This window comes from uncultured Campylobacter sp. (assembly GCF_937973075.1).
Taxonomy (GTDB): Bacteria; Campylobacterota; Campylobacteria; order Campylobacterales; family Campylobacteraceae; genus Campylobacter_B.
Genome location: NZ_CALBWL010000034.1, coordinates 44,824 through 63,756, shown reverse-complemented (window position 1 = coordinate 63,756; position 18,933 = coordinate 44,824). Strand labels below are relative to the sequence as shown.

The 18,933-nt window shown below is 49.6% G+C and carries 18 protein-coding genes; 6 read left to right on the top strand and 12 right to left on the bottom strand.

The annotated features are described in order from the left end of the window. Positions 1–560: 560 nt before the first annotated feature. Positions 561–1,655, bottom strand: a complete 1,095-nt coding sequence (locus Q0274_RS04575; protein ID WP_298028018.1) for an Mrp/NBP35 family ATP-binding protein — start codon at positions 1,653–1,655, stop codon at positions 561–563. Next, positions 1,652–2,959, bottom strand: a complete 1,308-nt coding sequence (gene thiC, locus Q0274_RS04570; RefSeq protein ID WP_298028016.1) for a phosphomethylpyrimidine synthase ThiC — start codon at positions 2,957–2,959, stop codon at positions 1,652–1,654. Before thiC ends, Q0274_RS04575 begins: the two co-directional genes overlap by 4 nt. Before the next feature lie 216 nt (positions 2,960–3,175). Here thiC and ispF point away from each other — a divergent pair, with 216 nt between their 5' ends. From ispF to Q0274_RS04545, 5 genes are all read left to right on the top strand, one after another. Beyond that, on the top strand, positions 3,176–4,498 hold the full coding sequence (gene ispF, locus Q0274_RS04565; protein WP_298028015.1) for a 2-C-methyl-D-erythritol 2,4-cyclodiphosphate synthase: 1,323 nt from the start codon (positions 3,176–3,178) through the stop codon (positions 4,496–4,498). Continuing rightward, entirely contained in the window at positions 4,495–5,358 is an 864-nt protein-coding gene (locus Q0274_RS04560) for a response regulator (RefSeq protein WP_298028013.1), read from the top strand. Before ispF ends, Q0274_RS04560 begins: the two co-directional genes overlap by 4 nt. Beyond that, positions 5,336–7,213 (top strand): hypothetical protein, encoded by a 1,878-nt coding sequence (locus Q0274_RS04555; protein ID WP_298028011.1) that lies wholly within the window; start codon positions 5,336–5,338, stop codon positions 7,211–7,213. Before Q0274_RS04560 ends, Q0274_RS04555 begins: the two co-directional genes overlap by 23 nt. 699 nt (positions 7,214–7,912) lie before the next feature. Beyond that, positions 7,913–8,449 carry a phosphatidylglycerophosphatase A gene (locus Q0274_RS04550; RefSeq protein WP_298028010.1) on the top strand — a complete coding sequence of 179 codons (537 nt, stop codon included), beginning with the start codon at positions 7,913–7,915 and terminating at the stop codon, positions 8,447–8,449. Positions 8,450–9,004: 555 nt separating this feature from the next. Next, complete coding sequence (locus Q0274_RS04545; protein WP_298028008.1) at positions 9,005–9,712, top strand: alpha/beta hydrolase; 708 nt, start codon at positions 9,005–9,007, stop codon at positions 9,710–9,712. Between the two features lie 480 nt (positions 9,713–10,192). Here the strand turns inward: Q0274_RS04545 and Q0274_RS04540 are convergent, their stop codons facing one another. Genes Q0274_RS04540 through Q0274_RS04530 form a run of 3 tightly spaced genes read right to left on the bottom strand, consistent with a single transcriptional unit; the run spans position 10,193 to position 11,150 of the window. After that, positions 10,193–10,660 (bottom strand): hypothetical protein, encoded by a 468-nt coding sequence (locus Q0274_RS04540; RefSeq protein ID WP_298028007.1) that lies wholly within the window; start codon positions 10,658–10,660, stop codon positions 10,193–10,195. After that, entirely contained in the window at positions 10,657–10,893 is a 237-nt protein-coding gene (locus Q0274_RS04535; RefSeq protein WP_298028006.1) for a hypothetical protein, read from the bottom strand. Before Q0274_RS04535 ends, Q0274_RS04540 begins: the two co-directional genes overlap by 4 nt. After that, on the bottom strand, positions 10,890–11,150 hold the full coding sequence (locus tag Q0274_RS04530; RefSeq protein WP_005871316.1) for a hypothetical protein: 261 nt from the start codon (positions 11,148–11,150) through the stop codon (positions 10,890–10,892). Before Q0274_RS04530 ends, Q0274_RS04535 begins: the two co-directional genes overlap by 4 nt. Positions 11,151–11,219: 69 nt before the next feature. Between Q0274_RS04530 and uvrB the strand changes: the two genes are divergently transcribed. Beyond that, positions 11,220–13,196 carry an excinuclease ABC subunit UvrB gene (gene uvrB / locus Q0274_RS04525; RefSeq protein ID WP_298028004.1) on the top strand — a complete coding sequence of 659 codons (1,977 nt, stop codon included), beginning with the start codon at positions 11,220–11,222 and terminating at the stop codon, positions 13,194–13,196. Positions 13,197–13,516: 320 nt separating this feature from the next. On the opposite strand, the gene Q0274_RS04520 is transcribed toward uvrB, so the two are convergent. From Q0274_RS04520 to trpS, 7 genes are all read right to left on the bottom strand, one after another. Beyond that, positions 13,517–13,693, bottom strand: a complete 177-nt coding sequence (locus tag Q0274_RS04520; protein ID WP_298028002.1) for a hypothetical protein — start codon at positions 13,691–13,693, stop codon at positions 13,517–13,519. Positions 13,694–14,111: 418 nt separating this feature from the next. Next, positions 14,112–14,573 carry a hypothetical protein gene (locus Q0274_RS04515; RefSeq protein WP_298028000.1) on the bottom strand — a complete coding sequence of 154 codons (462 nt, stop codon included), beginning with the start codon at positions 14,571–14,573 and terminating at the stop codon, positions 14,112–14,114. Positions 14,574–14,991: 418 nt separating this feature from the next. Then, the gene (locus Q0274_RS04510) at positions 14,992–15,405 is read right to left on the bottom strand and encodes a hypothetical protein (RefSeq protein ID WP_298027998.1); all 414 of its coding nucleotides are present in this window, start codon (positions 15,403–15,405) and stop codon (positions 14,992–14,994) included. Between the two features lie 24 nt (positions 15,406–15,429). Beyond that, positions 15,430–16,767 (bottom strand): PFL family protein, encoded by a 1,338-nt coding sequence (locus tag Q0274_RS04505; protein WP_298027996.1) that lies wholly within the window; start codon positions 16,765–16,767, stop codon positions 15,430–15,432. 9 nt (positions 16,768–16,776) lie between these two features. Then, the gene (locus Q0274_RS04500; RefSeq protein ID WP_005871308.1) at positions 16,777–17,043 is read right to left on the bottom strand and encodes an ACT domain-containing protein; all 267 of its coding nucleotides are present in this window, start codon (positions 17,041–17,043) and stop codon (positions 16,777–16,779) included. Between the two features lie 54 nt (positions 17,044–17,097). Beyond that, on the bottom strand, positions 17,098–17,598 hold the full coding sequence (locus tag Q0274_RS04495; RefSeq protein WP_298027994.1) for a DUF2628 domain-containing protein: 501 nt from the start codon (positions 17,596–17,598) through the stop codon (positions 17,098–17,100). A gap of 10 nt (positions 17,599–17,608) precedes the next feature. Next, positions 17,609–18,577, bottom strand: coding sequence for a tryptophan--tRNA ligase (trpS, locus tag Q0274_RS04490; RefSeq protein ID WP_298027992.1), 969 nt, complete (start codon positions 18,575–18,577; stop codon positions 17,609–17,611). Positions 18,578–18,933 lie beyond the last annotated feature (356 nt).

Below are 18,933 nucleotides of genomic sequence, written 5' to 3'. Positions count from 1 at the left end.
AAAAAGCTAGGCGCGATAAAATTTCAAGCCTAAAATTCATATTTTAAAGCCCCATCTTAAAATTTTAAAACAAAGTTTTAGCGATAAATTTTGCATTTTGAAATTCCGCGGCAAAGCTTTATGCTTAAAATTTTACATTTAAAACTCCAAGGCGGAATTCTACGGCAAATTTTACCTCGTTGAATTGCGCGTTTGGAATTTAACTTCCGCCGCAAAATTTCACGCTTAGAATTTTATATAAAATCTCACGCAACGAAGCTTGGGTAAAATTCTAGCTCGAAATTTCAAACTACGAAATTTCGAGGCGGAATTTTTGCCAGGAATTTCGAGCTACAAAATTCGGCTCGAAATCCCAAGCCGCGGAACCCGCGTGAAATTTTACCCGCTAAATTTACGGGCAAAATTCTATGACGGATTGCATACCGAAATTTTGCGAGCATTATAAAATTTGCAGCGAAATTCGACGTAAAATTCCAAATTATTAAATTCCGCGTTGAATTTCAATCTGCAAAATTCACGAGAAATTCCACGCGAAATTTGACGACACGCCCGTCAAAGCCCTAATTTGAGCAGGCGCTCTTGCCGTCCATCACCGGCTGGATCGCGGAGTTGTCCGCCAGCTCCTCGCGATCGATCTTCTCGATCTTCTCCCACAGCTTGCGCGCGGCCTCTTCGTAGCGCTTCGCACTCAAAGAATCGGGCGCGTAGAAGCTCACCGGCTTGCCGCTGTCGCCGCCCTCGCGGATAGCGATCTCGATCGGGATCTCGCCGATTACTTCGGTGTTGTATCGCTGCGCCAGCTTTTGCGCGCCGCCGCGACCGAAGATATCATACTCCTTGCCGTTATCGGGGCAGATGAAGCCGCTCATATTCTCGATAAGGCCTGCGATCGGGATGTGGAGCTTTTCGAACATATCAAGCCCGCGCGCGCTGTCGTCCAGCGCGACCGTCTGCGGCGTCGTGACGCACACGCCCGCCGTCACGGGCACGCTCTGAGCGAGCGTAAGCTGCGCATCGCCCGTACCCGGAGGCATATCCAAAAACAGTACGTCCAGATCGCTCCATGCCACGTCTTTTAGCAGCTGCTCGATCGCTTTCATTATCATCGAGCCCCGCCAGATGAGGCTCGCGCCCTCCTCCATTAGCACGCCCATGCTCATCATCTCCACGCCGTGGCTTAAAATCGGCTTTAGCTTCTGCCCCACGACGCTTGCTTGCGTTTTATCTTCGCCCAGCATTCGCGGCAAATTCGGCCCGTAAATATCGGCATCCAAAATCCCCACTCTCTTGCCGAGCTTTGCCGTGCTGATGGCTAAATTTAGCGTCGTCGTGCTCTTGCCTACGCCGCCCTTGCCGCTGCTGATCATCACGAAATGCTTGATCTGCGGCGCGATATTTTTGCCGCTGCGAGAGTTGCTCTTTTCCTCGGCGATCTTGGGTTGTTTGATTAAAATTTCCACGTCCGCGCCGAGCGCCTTTTGCACCGCCGATCTGAGCTCTGCGGCGATCTCAGGCTTGGCGCTGGGGATTTCGATCCCTACGAAAATTCTATCGCCGATCTCGATATCTTTTACAAATCCAAAATCCACGATGCTTTTAGAAAAGCCCGGATAGATCACGCTTTTAAGCAAATTTAAGACTTCGTCTTTACTCATTCTTTCTCCTTATTTTCGGTTAAATTTCTACTGATTTTATATGCGCAAAATTTCGGCCCGCACATCGAGCAAAACTCCGCGCCTTTGTAAATTTCATCGCCCAGGCTCTCGTCGTGCAGCTCGCGCGCATGCGCAGGATCGAAGCTAAGCTCAAACTGCCTGTTCCAATCAAAATTATACCTCGCATCGCTCATCTCGTGATCGCGCTCTATCGCGCCTGCTTTGCCTAGCGCGACGTCCGCGGCGTGAGCGGCGATTTTGTGCGCGATGATGCCCTCTCTGACGTCTTTTGCATTAGGAAGCCCCAGATGCTCCTTCGGCGTTACGTAGCAGAGCATGCTAGCGCCGCAATACGCAGCCATCGTCCCGCCGATAGCGCTGCTGATATGATCGTAGCCCGCGCCGATGTCGGTCGGAAGCGGCCCCAGCACGTAAAATGGCGCGTCGCGGCAGAGTTTGCGCTCTAGCTGCATATTAAGCTCGATCTCGTTAAACGGGATATGTCCCGGCCCCTCGATCATCACCTGCACGTTTTTTTCATTCGCGCGCAGGGCGAGCTCGCCTAAAATTTCAAGCTCGCTAAGCTGCGCCCTATCGGTCGCGTCGTATAAGCAACCCGGGCGCAAGCCGTCGCCCAGAGATAGCGATACGTCGTAAGCGGCGCAGATATCGCAAATTTCATCAAATGCTTCGTAGAAGGGGTTTTGCTTGTGAAATTTCATCATCCACGACGCTATCAGCGAGCCGCCCCTGCTTACGATACCCATTTTGCGACGGGACAGCAGCGGCATAAACTCGAGCTTAAAGCCCGCGTGGATCGTGAAATAATCCACTCCCTGCCGCGCCTGCTTCTCGATCGTGCTAAGAATAGCGCTCGTTTTTAAATTTTTAATATCGCCCAACTCATGGATCATCTGATAGATCGGCACCGTGCCTATGGGTACGGGCGAGCGCTCGATTATCGCGGCGCGGATCTCGTCCAAATCGCCGCCCGTGCTTAGATCCATCACCGTATCGGCGCCGTACTTTAAGCAGACCTCAAGCTTTTTCAGCTCGCCCTTAATATCGCTCGTCGTGCCCGAGGAGCCGATGTTGGCATTGATCTTGCACCGCAGCGCGCGCCCGATACCGATGGGTTTTAAGCTTTTGTGATTAACATTTGCGGGAATGATCGCTCTTCCTTGCGCGATCAGATCGCACAAGTCCCGCACGTCCATGCGCTCGCTTTGCGCGACCTCTCTCATCTGCGGCGTCACTTCGCCTCTTTTTGCAAAATAGATCTGCGATACGCAGCTTTCGGTCATTTTCGCCTCGTTTCTTAAAATGCGCGTATAATATAACAAATTTCATTAATCCTTACTTTTCTTTTGCCGTTTATTTTCGTAACGCAGGTTGAAATTTCGCCGCCGCGCCGTGTAAATTTACGCCTAAGCTTAAGATATTTCAGCGCGCAAGCCGCGATTAATTTTGCTTTCATTTTTAATACGTATAATTTCGTAACAAAATTTCAAGGATAAAATTTGAAAGATATATCGCTGATTTTGCTCGCCGCGGGCGATTCGAGCAGGTTTGAGCTCCCAGTCAAAAAGCAGTGGCTGCGCGTGGGCGAGCTGCCGCTTTGGCAATACGTCGCACAGAGCATTGCACGAGCGCACCCATTTAAAAAAATCGTAATCGCCGTAAACGAGGAGGACGTGAGCTATTGCGAGCGCCTCTATGCGTGCAGCTTGGCCTCGGCGCGCGGCAAAAGCGCGGAGTACGGCACGAGCGAGTATAAATTTCAAAGCAAGCAGAGCGGGATCGGATGCGGCGCAGACGATCTAAACGACGCAAGCAAGCCGCGGGGCTCGGAAAATTTTAAAGCTCAAGTCGGATGCAACGCAGATGAATGCGGCTCTGCAAATTTAAAATTTCACTTCGCCTCCGGCGGCGCAAATCGCCAAAGCTCGCTAAAAAACGCGCTGCAGCTCGTAGAAAGCGAACTCGTGCTCGTAAGCGACGTAGCCCGCGCGCAAATTTCGCCAGGGCTGATCTCCTCGCTGATACGAAATTTAGGCGGCGCGGACTGTATCAGCCCCTATCTTGGCGTAAACGACACGACCTATCTTGGCGAGAACGTAGTGAAGAGGGAGGAGCTACGCCTCATCCAAACGCCGCAGCTTTCGCGCACGGCGCTGCTTAAAAAGGCGCTTGAGGGAAGCGAAATTTTTACCGACGACAGCGCGGCGATCGGCAGCGCGGGCGGACGGTTGGAGTTTATAAAAGGCGAAGCGGGCGCGCTTAAGATCACGCGCGCAAGCGATCTGGCGGCGCTAAATTTAAAACCATGCTCGCGCGATATTTTTTGCGGCACGGGTTACGACGTGCATGCGCTTGAAAAAGGCGCGGGCATCGTGCTTGGCGGCGTGCAGATCCCATGCGAGTTCGCGCTGATCGCACACAGCGACGGCGACGTAGCGATCCACGCCCTAATCGACGCTATTTGCGGCGCGGCGATGCTAGGCGACATCGGCGAACTTTTCCCCGATAGCGATGCTAAGCTTAAAGGCGCGGATAGCAAGGAGCTGTTACGAAAGGTAATGCGGCGCGTCATAGGCTACGGCTATGAGCTCGTAAATGCCGATATTACGATCATCGCGCAGCGCCCGAAAATCGGAGCCTACAAAGCACAGATGCAGGAGGTTTTAAGCGAAATTTTAAACTGCGCGCGCGTCAATGTCAAAGCGACCACGACCGAAGGGCTGGGATTTACGGGCAGAAGCGAGGGTATCGCCGCGCAGGCTGCGGTAAATTTGAAATTTTACGACTGGCAAAAGCACGCAGCAAAGGCGCAGGACGTATGAAAATTTTAATAATCGAGAGCGAAAGCTATCTCGCCCAAAGTATCGCAAACAAGCTTGGCGCGCTGGGGCATGAATGCACTAACGCGGCGAGTTTAGCAGCCGCGGCGGGCCTTGCGGAGGAGTTTGAGGCGGTGCTACTCTCTACGAGCTGGAGCGGCGCGAGCTTTTATCCGCTGATCGAGAAATTTAGGCGCTCGATCATAATTTTGATGGTCGCCTACGTCGATAGCGAAACGGTGCTAAACCCCGTAAAAGCGGGCGCAACGGATTATATCCAAAAGCCATTTATGATAGAGGAGCTCATAAAAAAGATCGAGCACTACGCGCAGTTTCGCTCGCTAAAATCGCAAAACGAAGCCTACGAGGCGCTGCTTAAAGAGGCCTCCCTTTCGTGCGAAATACCGCCCGCGCGTTTAGTGCAGATAAAATTCCCGCTTCTTTTGCGCGGCGATGCGGCAGCGCGGGCTGCGGCGGTATTTAAGATCGCGCTTGCGCTAAAATCGCGCCTTAAAATTCTATCCGCGCAAAGCCCTGAGCCGCTAGAACGCGGCGCGGAGATTTTTTACGCACCAGATTTCGACAGCCTAAGTGGCGCGCAGAAGGAAAAATTTATAAGCAAAACCAAATCCATGCGTGTAATCGCCGGATCCATTGGCGCGCAAAAGGGCTTTAGCGACGAAATTACGCTTGGCAGCAGCAAAGAACGCAGTGAAATTTTAAGCATTGAAGAATACGTAAAGCTCACGATCGTAGCGCACCAAGACGAGTATTTCGACTCCGATCTGGCGGCGGCACTTGGGATTTCGCGAAAATCGCTTTGGGAGAAAAGGAAAAAATATGGCATCGCAAGAAAAAAATAGCCGCGCGCATCCGGTACGGATCGCAGACGAGATAGAAATTTCGCGCGATGCGGACAATTTGCAAGAAATAAAACCGCTTGAAAGTGAAGGAATTTTAAGCGGCACAAAACCTCTAAATGCTACAAGAGCTTCGAGCGATGCGGTGCTGAATTTAAAGGCAAAGCAAAATTTAAAAGCAAAGCGTGATTTAAAAACGGTGCGGAATTTAGAAGCGTCAAGGGCGAGTAATGCCAGAAAAGATGAAGCGCGAGCTAAGGGTGCGGCATGGAATTTAAAAGCAGAGCAAGCCGGAAGCGAGAGCAAAGGCGCAAATAATAGCGCAACGCAAATCCGCAAGATAGTGATCTCGCGCTCCGACCTAAACGTCTTGAGCCTGCTCGCAAACGGCGCTTTCGGCAAGAACTGCGAGCTACTGCGCCCAAGCAAGCTAAGCGTATGCGGCATAAATTTCGTTTTTTCCTGCGCGGACGCAAAAAAGGGCGATATTTTAGAGCTTTATCTTAGCAAGGACGGCATAGCTGAACGCACCAAAAATTCGCTTAGTGGCGAGAGCGGCGCGTATTTGCTAGCTAAAGGATCACGCAACTTGCAGGATGAGGTTTCTGCTGCGACGCAAAACGAGCAGAGCTTTGCGAAAAGCGGTACGGATTTCGCGCGCACTGCAAGTGCGCAAAGCGCTATAAACGCCACAAGCGAGGGCTTAGACCATATAGAAAGTCTTGCTGCGTGCTATAATCAAACTTTTACTCGCAGCACAGATGTAAAATCTGCAAACAATGCCGCTTTGGATTTGGCGAAAAGCTCCAGCGAAAATTCTGCGGCAAATTCCGCGCGGAACTTTGCCGAAAATTCTGCGATCAATCGCGTTTGCAGCACAGATGCAAAATCCATAGCAAATTCGGCGGGAAATTTTATCTCAAATTCCACCGAAAATTTCATCAAAAATCCCGCCTATTGTGAGCTTGTCGCGCGCATAGACGTTAGCGACGTTTATGCCCCAAGCGCAAGCGAGGTCGCAGACTCGGTGTTTCAAAACGCATACGCAGAGCAAACTGCAGTGCAGGGGCGCATCACGCTGCTAAAAAATGAGCTTGCAGAGCAAATCGCGCGCATAAAAAAAGTCGCAAGCTCGCTTGCCGCGCCTAAAATTTCAGCGTTTTTTACCTGCGCCGATCCGATCCACCGCGTGCATGAGCGGCTGATTAGGCATATGATCGATAAGGCGGATTTCGTGGTGATTTTTTTAACCGGCACGAATAGCACGGATGCCCTGCCCTACGAGCTACGCAAAAAAACGCTAAGCTATTTACTGCAAAATTTTTTGGTCGCGCAACGCGCCATGATGATCGATCTGGGCTCGCTTGCGATTTTTGACGACAAGCCCGCACTGCAGTGCGCAATCGCAAAAAATTTAGGTATAAACAAAATAATTTTTGGGCAAAATCACGCGAATATGGAGCTGTTTTTCGAAGGAGGTGGCGTACATTCGGTGCTGGACGAGTATCAAAAGCGCGGCGACATCGAGATTTTGCTGATGCCCGAATACGTCTATTGCGAGAAGTGTAAGGTGCTAGTAAGCACCAAAAACTGCCCTCACGGCGCTCATCATCACGTGCATTACCGCACGCAAAATCTAAAAGCACTGCTGCGCGCGGGGATTTTGCCGCCCGCGATTTTTATGCGTAAAGAGATCTCGGCGATGATTTTAAGCGAGCTCTTTCCCGCGCGATTTTCAGATCTGCAAAAGCTCTACGACGAGCTTTTTCCAAACAGCGGGATCTTGCAGAGCCACGGCGAAAGCGAGTTTTACGAGCAGCTTATGCAACTGTATCAAACCAGCGCGCTAAAGACGTAGCTCTCGAGGGCGCAACGCAAAAAAATGACGCGGAATTTGCGGAAGCTAGGCAGAGGGTAAAATTTCGCGACGTTAGAATTTACGGCGGCTAGACGTAAAGTAAAATTTCATAATGCAGAAAGAAAGGACTGCGCGGAATTTTATAGCATAAAGAGCGGCGGACGCAGAATTTGATGTAAAATTTTGCGGTATAACGAAGCTAAATTTTTAAAACAAGCGGTGCGGTAAAACGAGCTTTAAATTTTAAAGCTTCGGCTACGTAGCAAATTTATAACGACGCAATAAAATCATGCGGCGAAGCGGATTTAAAATTTTAAGGCGCGACGGATATGTAAAGCAGCACGGCAAATCTAAATTTTAAGTTTTCGGCAAGCGAGTTTAAAATTTTAAAATTAAGCGGTTGCTGCGAGTTACAGCGCAAAACTCGGATGCAGCGCAACGATTGCTCGCTCGCGCAAAATGCCGTGCGTTTGCGGACGGGTTTGAAAACTCCGCGCAGGCGAGCAAAATTTTAAAATTTTTACGCAAATGAGTAGAAATTTAAAATTCCTACATTAGCGAGCAAGTAGAATTAATTTCGTGTAGGCGGACAAATTAATTCTACATGCACGAATGAAATTTAAAATTTTCGCACGCGAGCAGATACCCTAATTAAAATAAGCGGTAAAATTTTAAAAAGCAAAATTTAAAAGGACAATTATGGATAAAATTTTCGTTACATTTTTCGGCGCGGGGTTACTAAAGCCCGCGCCGGGCACTTGGGGCAGCATCGCAGGCTGGATAGCGGGGCTTGCAATCTTGATGCTGGCGGGAGAGGTGACGCTGTTTTTGTGCGCCGGCCTCGTCTTTTTCGTCTCGCTTAAGATCGTAGGCGATTACGAGAAGCGGACCTGCTCGCACGATAACAGCGAGATCGTCATCGACGAGGTCGTAGGGGTGTGGATCGCGATGTGCATCGTAGCGCCCGTGGGCGAGATCTTTTCGCTGCCGCTGCCGGAGCTGATCGCGGGCTTTGAGAGCAGCAGAATCTCGGGCCTTGCGATGATTTTAGCGCTGCTGTTTTTTAGGGTGTTTGACATCCGCAAACCCTCGATCATCGGGCGCGTTGATCGCGACGTGAAGGGCGGGCTCGGCGTGATGCTGGATGACGTGCTGGCGGGCTTTTTCGCGGGACTCGGGGTTTTGATAGTTATATCTTTAGGGATCAAGCTCGGCGCTGCGGGATTGATTTTTTAGGCTTTTTTGAGGCGCGATCGCAGCAAACACAGCGCGATTGAGGGCATTACACGAGCACTAACAAGCACCGAAATTTTAAAAACCGTATCTTGAGCGTGGCTTATGAATTAGCGCGAATTTTAACTTCTAAGGCGTGAGCCCGCTTGAAATTTAAAATTTAAGCGGTGTTTATTCGCAGCTCGCGTAGTCTGAAATAAATCGGACGTAAAATTTTAAAATTTTGCACGAGTCGCGATAAAATTTGCATGAGCTTAAATTTTAAATTTCGCAGCCTGCAGAATTCTACAACATAAAAATTTTAAGACGCAAATTTTAGGGCGCGTGCAATTGCGATACAGAATTTCGTAGCAAGAATTTTTGCAGCCTGACAGCGCAAAATTTCTACGATTTTTAAAACAAAGCGGCAGGTGCAGCTCGCGCGATAAATTTTAAAATTTATCGCTAATCGCAGGTAGTCTAGCGGGGCGTGCTATTAAATTCCAGCAATATTTATGGTTTTGCTTGTAACATTGCTACAAATGCGGGTATCGACGCAAAAAATTAAAGGAACGAAAAATGCAAAAGAGCGCGATTGAGATACGCGGCATTCCCGCCGCCGTTTGGGGGAACCGCTCGGAAAAGGCCTATATCTACGCTCACGGGCAGGGCGGAAGCAAGGAGGATGCGGAGCTTTTGGCTTCCGTCGTTTGCGAGCAAGGCTGGCAGGTTATTAGCTTTGATCTGTCCGGGCACGGACAGAGGCGGCGCGAGCCCGCTTCTTGCGATCCGCGACACGCTATTTTGGAATTTCGCGAAATCTTATCGTATGCAAAGAAGCGCTGGGACGAGATCGCGCTGTTTGCCGTTAGCCTAGGGGCATGGTTCGGCCTGCAAAGCTTTCGCGACGAAAAGCTTAGCGACTGCCTCTTCGTCTCGCCGATACTTGATATGAAATACGTTATTTCAAATATTATGCGTAGGGCTGGCGTTAGCGAGGAGCGATTGAAGCAAGAGCGGATGATTTTGACCCCTGTCTGGCAACCGCTTTTTTGGGAATATTGGAGTTTTGTTTTGAATAATCCGATCACTAAGTGGGAAACGCCCAGTAGAATTCTATATGCAGAAAACGACGATATGATGCCTCTTTACATCGCTAAAAATCTTGCGCAGAAGTTCGACTGCGACTTAAGCGTTATGAAAAACGGCGAGCATTGGTTCCATACGCCGCAGCAGTTAGATTATTTGCGTAGTTGGATCAAATCGGCGGTTGTGAATCGGCAATAAAATTCTATGAGAGATTTTTAAAACTCATGTCCAAACCCGCGCCGATAAAATTCTGCGCGTCTTCAGGGTGCAAATTTCATGAATTTAAGATGACCTTGATATTTTGCTTTAATACGCTTGTTTTATAAGGCGCTTTTCGTAAATCTCAGCTCACATCGCCGTCGTGCGAGGGGTATAGCTTCAAAGCACCCATCTCATAAATTTAACCGCAATGGCATAAATCATGACCGATATGAATTGCAAACTAAAATATGATTAAAATTTAGCCGATAGGCTGTCAATACAAATGCAAAAATATCGATTTAAAAGCATAAATTTTAGAAAAAAACCTATAAAGATGGAATTCTTGAGATCTTAGCATGTTTTTGGCACGAGGTGCGAGCCAACACGCACGGTTATCACACTTCACTAGTACTATCGCGCTTATGCTACACATACGCTTTACGAATCCATAGCAGTCGCGCGATTAAATTTTAAAAATTATTTGCCTATCCTAAAGCCGTTTAGCTTCATATAAGTCGTATCTTTATGAAATGCTTCGCAGCGCTCCCTGTTGCGGTTAATGTTCTCAGTCGTGAAGAAATACCCATCACTATCTTGACGCAAGGTGATCGTCGCGCAAAAGATCATATCGTTTTTGAGTTTCGGTCCTACGCCATAGGTAAAGCTTTGATTGACTGCTAAGCTACGTGCCAGATCGCTATCACTAAACTGTCTGGAGCCCGTCATGCTCTTTAGCTCACGAAAGCCCCCTTGATTTAAGTAGTCGCGTTGTATATCTTTAAATACACCTTCAAGCTCGACTGCATAAGCTTTTACTAAAACCTCATCCTTAGCGCCGCTTAATTTAGGATATATTATTTTTACTATCACGAAGATTATGATAGCTAAAAATATTATCCCGCTTACGCCGCCGCCCACTGCTGCACCTTTTTTCATTTTCATCATTTTACTCCTTCGTCGATGTCCTTTACCAAGGCATCTATTTTTTTATTAAGCATAAAATTTTCATAGCTTTTTCGGATATAGGCTTCAAGTAGTTCGCCCGCATCCAGATGATCGCTGCCGCGAGTTAAAATCCGCCAGTCCCTACCGAAGACCTTCGCAAAGTCATCATCCAGGCTTATCGCGTATTTTTTCGTCAAAGACTTACTCGTCAGCTGAACTGAAATTTCTTTCATTTCTCGCCTAAATTGTCGCCTGCCAAAATATCGTCGATCTGCTTGCTTAAATCCTCATCGCTCATCTTGCGATATGCCAGATCGTTTTCAAGCGTGCCAAGCTGCATTCCCAAAGCCTCGTTTTGCGCCTTGACCGTCGCTAGCTCGGTACGTAGCTTTTCGTTTTCGTCTCTAGCCTCGGTGTATCGTCTAATCAGCTCTGCTACTTTATTGCTTAAGCCCTCGACCTTTTTCTCTTCGTCAAAGATTGATTCCATTATTTCGCCTTTTCTGATATAATTTAAATGAAAATATTACCCAATTTTGGCTTTAAAAAAGGAAAAATTTTGCAAAATTTTAAAATCGAGAGCAAATTCTCCCCGAGCGAGGATCAAGAAAAAGCGATCGAAGGCATCGTCACAGGCTTTCAAAGCGGCAATAAATACCAAACCCTTCTCGGCGTTACCGGCTCGGGTAAGACTTTCAGCATGGCAAATATCATCAAGCGCCTTGGAATTCCCGCACTCGTAATGACGCATAATAAATCCCTCGCAGCGCAGCTTTATAGCGAGTTCAAGGGCTTTTTCCCGCAAAACCACGTCGAGTACTTCATCAGCTACTACGATTATTATCAGCCCGAGGCCTATATCCCTAGGCAGGATCTTTTCATTGAAAAGGACAGCGACGTAAATGCTGAGCTCGAGCGCTTGCGGCTAAGCGCCACGGCGAGCCTGTTAAGCTTCGATGACGTCATCACCGTGGCGTCGGTTTCGGCAAACTACGGTCTGGGCGATCCCGCCGAATACAAAGGCATGGTGCTGTTTTTTGAGATCGGATCAAAATTTAGCACTAAATTTTTACTTCGCAAGCTTGTCGATATGGGCTACAAACGCAACGACGATTTTTTTGATCGCGGGAATTTTCGCGTAAACGGCGACGTGATCGATATTTACCCTGCATATTTTAACGATGAGGCGTTTAGGGTCGAGTTTTTCGGCGACGAGATAGAGGCGATGTATCATCTAGACGTGCTGGAAAACAAAAAGACGCAGAGCGTCAAAAAATTTATTCTCTACCCGACGAGCCAGTTCATCGTGGGCGAGCAGCGCCTAAAATCGACGATCAAAGGGATCGAGGAGGAGCTTGAGCAGAGGCTGAAATTTTTCGAGGACGCGGGCAAGCTCGTCGAGGCGCAGCGGCTGAAAGGGCGAGTGGAATTTGACCTTGAGATGCTGGGTGCTACGGGGATGTGCAAGGGGATCGAAAACTACGCGCGCTATCTGACCGGTCAAAAACCGGGCGAGACGCCATATTCGCTCTTTGATTACTACGAGAGCAAGGGCAAGGACTACCTCGTCATCGTCGATGAAAGCCACGTGAGCCTGCCGCAGTTTCGCGGGATGTTTGCAGGAGATCACAGCCGTAAAGAAACGCTCGTGCAGTACGGCTTCCGCCTGCCATCAGCACTTGATAACCGCCCGCTGATGTTTGATGAGTTTATCAATAAAAAGGCTAAATTTCTATTCGTCTCCGCAACGCCAAATGATTACGAACTGGATCTTAGCCGCGGCGCCGTATATGAGCAGATACTGCGCCCGACGGGACTGCTTGATCCGCAGATTATCTTAAAAGACAGCGACAACCAGGTCGAAATTTTACACGATATGGCAAAGGAGGTCATCGCGCGCGGCGAGCGGATCTTAGTAACCGTGCTAACCAAAAAGATGGCGGAGGAGCTGAGCAAATACTATCTGGAGTTAGGGCTTAAGGTCAAATATATGCACTCGGACATCGATGCGATCGAGCGCAACGAGCTCATCCGCGGCCTTCGCAGTGGCGAATACGATATGCTAATCGGTATAAATCTGCTCCGCGAGGGGCTCGATCTGCCCGAAGTAAGCCTTATCGCGATCATGGATGCCGATAAGGAGGGCTTTTTGCGCTCTCGCACCAGCCTCATTCAGACGATGGGGCGAGCCGCGCGAAACGTGAACGGGCAGGTCGTGATGTTTTGCAAAAAGATCACCGCTTCGATGCAAGAGGCGATCGACATCACCCAAAAGCGCCGTAAATTTCAAGATGAATACAACCGCGCCCACGGCATAACCCCGCATTCTGCGAGCCGCAATATCGAGGAGAGCCTAAAGATCGAGGACGGAACCGAAATTTTAAGAAAGGGTGCCAATTTAGAGAAGATGCCTGCCGCCGAGCGCGCCAAGATCGTAAAGGAGCTCCGCAAGCAGATGCTCGACGCCGCAGCCGCTTTGGAGTTTGAAAAGGCCGCGGCGCTACGCGATGAGATCGCAAAACTTAGGAAGCTGTAAGTTACAAGGCCCGAAACGTCGTGAAATTTTGTCGTGAAATTTGAGCGTGAAATTTCGTCGATCGGCGCGTAAAATTTGCGCGCGTAATACAGAGCGAAATTTGCGCACCGAATACCGTAAAGCAAAATGTGAAATTTGCGCGATCTGCGCGTTAAATGTCGCGAAGTAGAGCGTAAATTTTGGCGTGAAATTCCGCGAGGCAGGTTTTAAAATTTGCTCGTTAAATTTAAGATGGTTTGCATGCGAAATTTACAGATCGATTTTCTAGCCAAATTTACACTCCACCCTCCCCTGCTGCGCCGGACGCCCAATCCGTAAATCTACGCACCGAACTTTTTGCTCTCGCCGACTTCCTTATTCGCAAATTTGCGCACCGAGCTTTTGATTTCAACCCGTTTTCGATCCGCAACTTGCGAGCCCGATTTGCGGCAGCCCGCACTACCCCACTCTATACCGCCGCGCGCCATAACGCTTTTTTTGCATCTCTCCGCACCCATCTTCGACTTTTTCCCGCGCGCCCTGCGTTTAAATTCTGTCGCTTCGCTCGCTCAATCCATAGCGACTATGAGCGGATATGCGCCCAGACGCCGAATTAGCGCGCTTTTTACGCGCCGTTGTGCGCAGATACTTTCAAAATTTTACGTAGAATTCCAAGCCTACCCGCACCTACATTCGCGCCGCCGTCATAAACGCTCGCTTTTAAGGGCACGAACGAGGGATTTGCGCGACACGGCGCGGGAAATGAAATTTAGACGGCGTTTATTGAAGCGTATCTTCGCCGCTGCAGTGCGCCACAAAATTTCAAAACGACAAGAAGCCGCGATTAAATTTACCTGCGGGAATGCGCCATAGTGTGCCGATCTGCGCGCTGCGTAAATTTTAAAGTCGTCTCTAAATTTAAAATTTTATCCGCAGTTAATACTCTCTGCTGAGCTCTAAATTTTCCACGCGCAGCGGTCTTTCGCCCTCGAAAATCACCCCGATGCCGAAAGGATCGCAAATATCAAGCGCGCCCTCGACAAATCTCATCAGCCACTGCGTATCGCGCGCGTAAAACGTGCATTGCGGCAGCTCAAACGGCAGATCGCAAACGGGCACTTCAAGCAGCCTAAGCTCATCCTCGCCCAAACGATACTCGCGTCTAAGCTCGTCTCGCAGGAAGGCAAGGGCGTCTTTTACGTACCGATCGATATTTCGGGCGATCCGCCGAGCAAGCAAAATCGTCTCATCGTCCACATCCGCCGTATCTGCAGACACGAGGCAAAACGGCACCTCACCGAAGCTTTCGCTTTTTAACGCCAGTTCCGCGTACCAAATAAAGCCCTCGTCCGTCGCGACCTTTTCAAGCTCGCCAAATTTCCAAGCCATTTTTTGCATTTTATTTCCGCCTCATATTTTCGCGTCGTCTTTTAAAATTTCGATGCTGCACCTGTTTTTGCGCTCTGTATTTAATCCCCGCCGAAATAGAATCCCGCTCGCTTCTTAAGCGGACGAGTAATGATAACGAAACAGGTTGCTTTTAAATTTTAAAATTTCAATGCAAGCCGCTTTAAAATTTCAAAAGACCCGCTGCCGTCCGTCTTGCACGGCGATGAAATTTTAACGCCTCGCCTTACGACGAAATTTTAAAATTTTAGCGCGCCGCGGGGATTGCGCCGTAAAATTTCAAGCCGAAATTCTAACTCAAAATTCCACGCCCGTAGCACAGAATTTAAAGCCCGAAAAATTCCATCGCGGCGACTTAGAATTTTACTCGTTAAATTTTATAAATTTGTCCGCTTTTAAATCTGCAAATTTAATACGCCTTTACGAGCCGTAAATTTTTTAGATATATGACGCCATCAAAAACGCCGCCCCCATTCGGCGCAGGCCAAGAAATGGCAATTCTTTTCGGCTCCTCGTCGTATTTGGGCTCGCAATAATTCTTTGAGCAGTCTATTTTAAATACCTCTTTATCGTTGCTATCAAAATCCGTCTGGGTAGAATTTTTAGAAATTTCCAGCGTGTGGATTATCCGATACGGCTCGCCCTCTTTTGTGCGGGCGGACATTATTTTTATTAGCGTGTCTGTGCTGCCGTCCGAGGTCCTATAGACCCCGTCTTGCCCCAAGCCCGCCAGCTCGAATTTTTTCTCCTTGCTATAAAATGCCGAGATTATGGAGCAGCCGCTAAAAAGCAAAACTGCCGCAAATAACGCAAACGCCCTCATCTTTCCTCCTTAAGCGGGTTAAATTTAGTTTTTAAAACTATGAATAGGTGCCGGTATCTGGCCGCCGCGGGCGATGAAATCGGCGGACGAGTTTTTGTTTACGCTCATCACGGGAGCGCTGCCGAGTAACCCGCCAAACTCCAGCGTGTCGCCCTCTTTGCCTTTTGGGATTATGCGCACGGCGGTCGTTTTTTGATTTATCACGCCGATCGCGGCCTCGTCGGCTATGATCGCGGCGATCGTCTGCTCGGGCGTATCTTGCGGGATCGCGATCATATCAAGCCCCACCGAGCAAATCGCGGTCATCGCTTCGAGCTTTTCTAAGCTTAGCGAGCCTGCGCGCACCGCGGCGATCATCCCCTCGTCTTCGGAGACAGGGATAAACGCGCCGCTAAGCCCGCCTACTTGGTTGCACGCCATCACTCCGCCCTTTTTGACCGCGTCGTTTAGCAGCGCTAGCGCAGCCGTCGTGCCGTGCGTGCCAACGCGCTCTAAGCCCATCTCCTCAAGCACGCGCGCGACCGAATCGCCCACCGCCGGAGTCGGAGCTAGCGAAAGATCGACGATACCGAATTTCACGCCCAGGCGCTCGGACGCCATTTGACCGACGAGCTGCCCGATGCGCGTGATCTTAAATGCCGTCTTTTTTACGGTCTCTGCTACCACGTCAAAGCTCGCTCCGCGTACCTTCTCAAGTGCGCGCTTAACGACGCCGGGGCCTGATACACCCACGTTTATGACGACTTCGGCCTCGCCCACGCCGTGAAATGCGCCCGCCATAAAGGGATTATCCTCGACGGCGTTGGCAAACACGACTAGCTTTGCAGCACCCAGATCAGAAAGCCGCGCGGTTTCTTTTATCACGCGCCCCATATCGGCGACCGCGCTCATATTTATGCCAGTTTTTGTCGAGCCGATATTTACCGACGAGCAGACCTTTTGCGTCGCGGCGAGCGCGGCGGGGATGGAGTCGATTAAAATTTTATCGCCCTTTGCGTAGCCCTTTTGCACTAGCGCCGAAAAGCCGCCGATAAAGTCGATACCGACCTTTTGCGCCGCCTCGTCCATCGCTTTTGCTAGCGGGACATAGTCAGTAGCGTTCGTCGCCGCGCCGATGATGGCGATAGGCGTTACGCAGACGCGTTTATTTACGATCGGGATGCCGAGCTCTGCTGAAATTTCATTGCCGACCTTTACCAGATCGCGCGCCTTGCCCGTTATCTTGTCGTAAATTTTTTCTGCCGCCTTGCCCATATCGGGATCGATGCAGTCAAGCAGGCTGATGCCCATCGTGATCGTGCGGATGTCGAAATTTTGCTCCTCGATCATCGCGATCGTTTCGGTTACGTTTTTGATGTCCATTTGCGCGCCTTAGATGTTGTGCATGGCGTCAAATATCGCCGAGCTTTGGATGTTGATTTTAACTTTTAGCTTTTCGCCAAGCTCGTTTAGCTCCTCGCGTAGAGCCGTGAAGTCCTGCTTTTCCTCGCTGGAAACCACCGCCATCATCGTGAAAAACTCGTCCAAAACCGTCTGGCTGATGTCGTCTATGTTTAGCCCAAGTTGCGCTAGCTTGGCCGAAACGCCCGCCACAATGCCAACCTTGTCCTTACCTATCACCGTTACGATCGCTTTCACTCTTACTCCTTTTTAAAATTTATTTAGCTATTTTGAGTGCGGAAGCCGTTAAAACTACTGAATTTTGCCGCCGTTTGAAATTATCAGCGCAAACACGATTGCGACCAAAGCGTAAAATATTACCGCGAGCCATATCGCCCATCTATTCACGCCGCCGCCCTTTCTTAAGGCTTCGTCGTCCTGTTTATCCAATAGCGCAACAAATCTATAGCAAACGAAATATTTCGCCATAGTTCCACTACTGACGCTAACCGCCATTCCTATACTTCTATCATATTCATCCAAAAACGGAATAAAGCAAGAAATTACCACAAAGGCAAATAGGGCTGCGGCAATTTTGTACTCCTTGCGGTACAGAAAGAAAAACAGCGTGCCGAAAAAGGCCCACCAACTCCACGTGCTTACGTAATTTAGCTCGCGCTGCTTGCCGGCGGCGAAAAATTTCTCGCAGGCGCGTGCGTAAATTTCAACCTTGCTAGGAGTTTGCAAGAAAATTTCCAACTTCTGTCGAAGCAGCTTACCATCAGATAAAATTTCTCTAGCGTAATCCGTCATCTCACCCTCCTTAGCGATAAATCCCCACGGCGGCGCGAACCTTTTGCATCAATGAAGCAGCCGTCGCAGCCGCTCTTTGCGCGCCCTGTCTTAGCATCTCGTCTAAAATTTCGCGGTGGCTTTGATAGTATTCGAATTTATCTCGCGCGTCTTTGAAGTAGCCCTGCACGAGCTCGTTTAGATACGCCTTAAAATGCCCATGCCCCTCGCCTCCGCGCTCGTAGCGAGCCTGCAGCTCCGCCTGCTCCGCCTCGCTTAAAAACAGCTTCGCGATATTATAGACATTGCATCCGCACCACTGCTTAGGCGCTTCTAGCGGCTCGGAGGTCGTTACTATACTTGAAATTTGCTTCTTTAGCGTCGCGGCATCTGCAAAAATATCGATCGTATTGCCGTAACTCTTGCTCATCTTCGCGCCGTCTGTACCCGGTACGATCGCCACTTCATCATTTACGCGCGCTTGCGGAATAGTTAAAATTTCGCCGTGGGCGTTGTTAAATTTAAGCGCGATGTCGCGGGCGATCTCGACATGCTGGATCTGATCCTTGCCCACGGGCACGACCTCCGCGCTGTATAGCAGGATGTCCGCCGCCATCAGCACGGGGTAGCTAAACAGATCGTGCTTGCTCTCAAAACCCTTGGCGATCTTATCTTTGTACGCATGCGCTCGCTCGAGCAGCCCCATCGGCGTATATCCGCTTAAAATCCAGTAAAGCTCCAGCACCTCTTTTACGTCGCTTTGCACCCAAAACACCGTCTTTTTCGGATCGATCCCCAGCGACAAAAACGCCGCGGCGGCCTCGTAGGTGGAGTTTTTTAGCTTTGCACCGTCGCTTACGGACGTGAGCGCATGATAGTTTGCGATAAACATAAACATCTGCTCGCCCGCGTTTTGCGCATCCACCATCTGCTTGATGCTCGCGAAGTAGTTGCCCAAATGCAGCTTGCCGCTGGGCTGAAGACCCGTTAAAATTCTCATCGTTGCTCCTTTAAATCAAAATCAAATCGCCATCTACGAAGCCCGCGGCAACGTGCTTGCACTTAAAAATTTTTGCATCTGGCATCTGCTCTCGCAGCTCGCGCAAAGCCTGTACGAGCATTTTTAAAACCTGCCGCCACGAAAGCTCGCTTAAAAATTCAAGCTGCAAGCGCGAGCTTTGCGGATAAAACTCATCCTCGTCCTCGCACGCCCAGTCGTCGTCATCCGCGTCGTAGCTGCTCGATCCCGCCAGCTGTAGCGCGTAAGGCTCGTAAAGATCGAAGTGCCACGCGATTACGCGCTTTGGAATTTGCTCGCGCTCTAAGCCCTCTATGAGCTCGCGCAGCTTTTGCTTT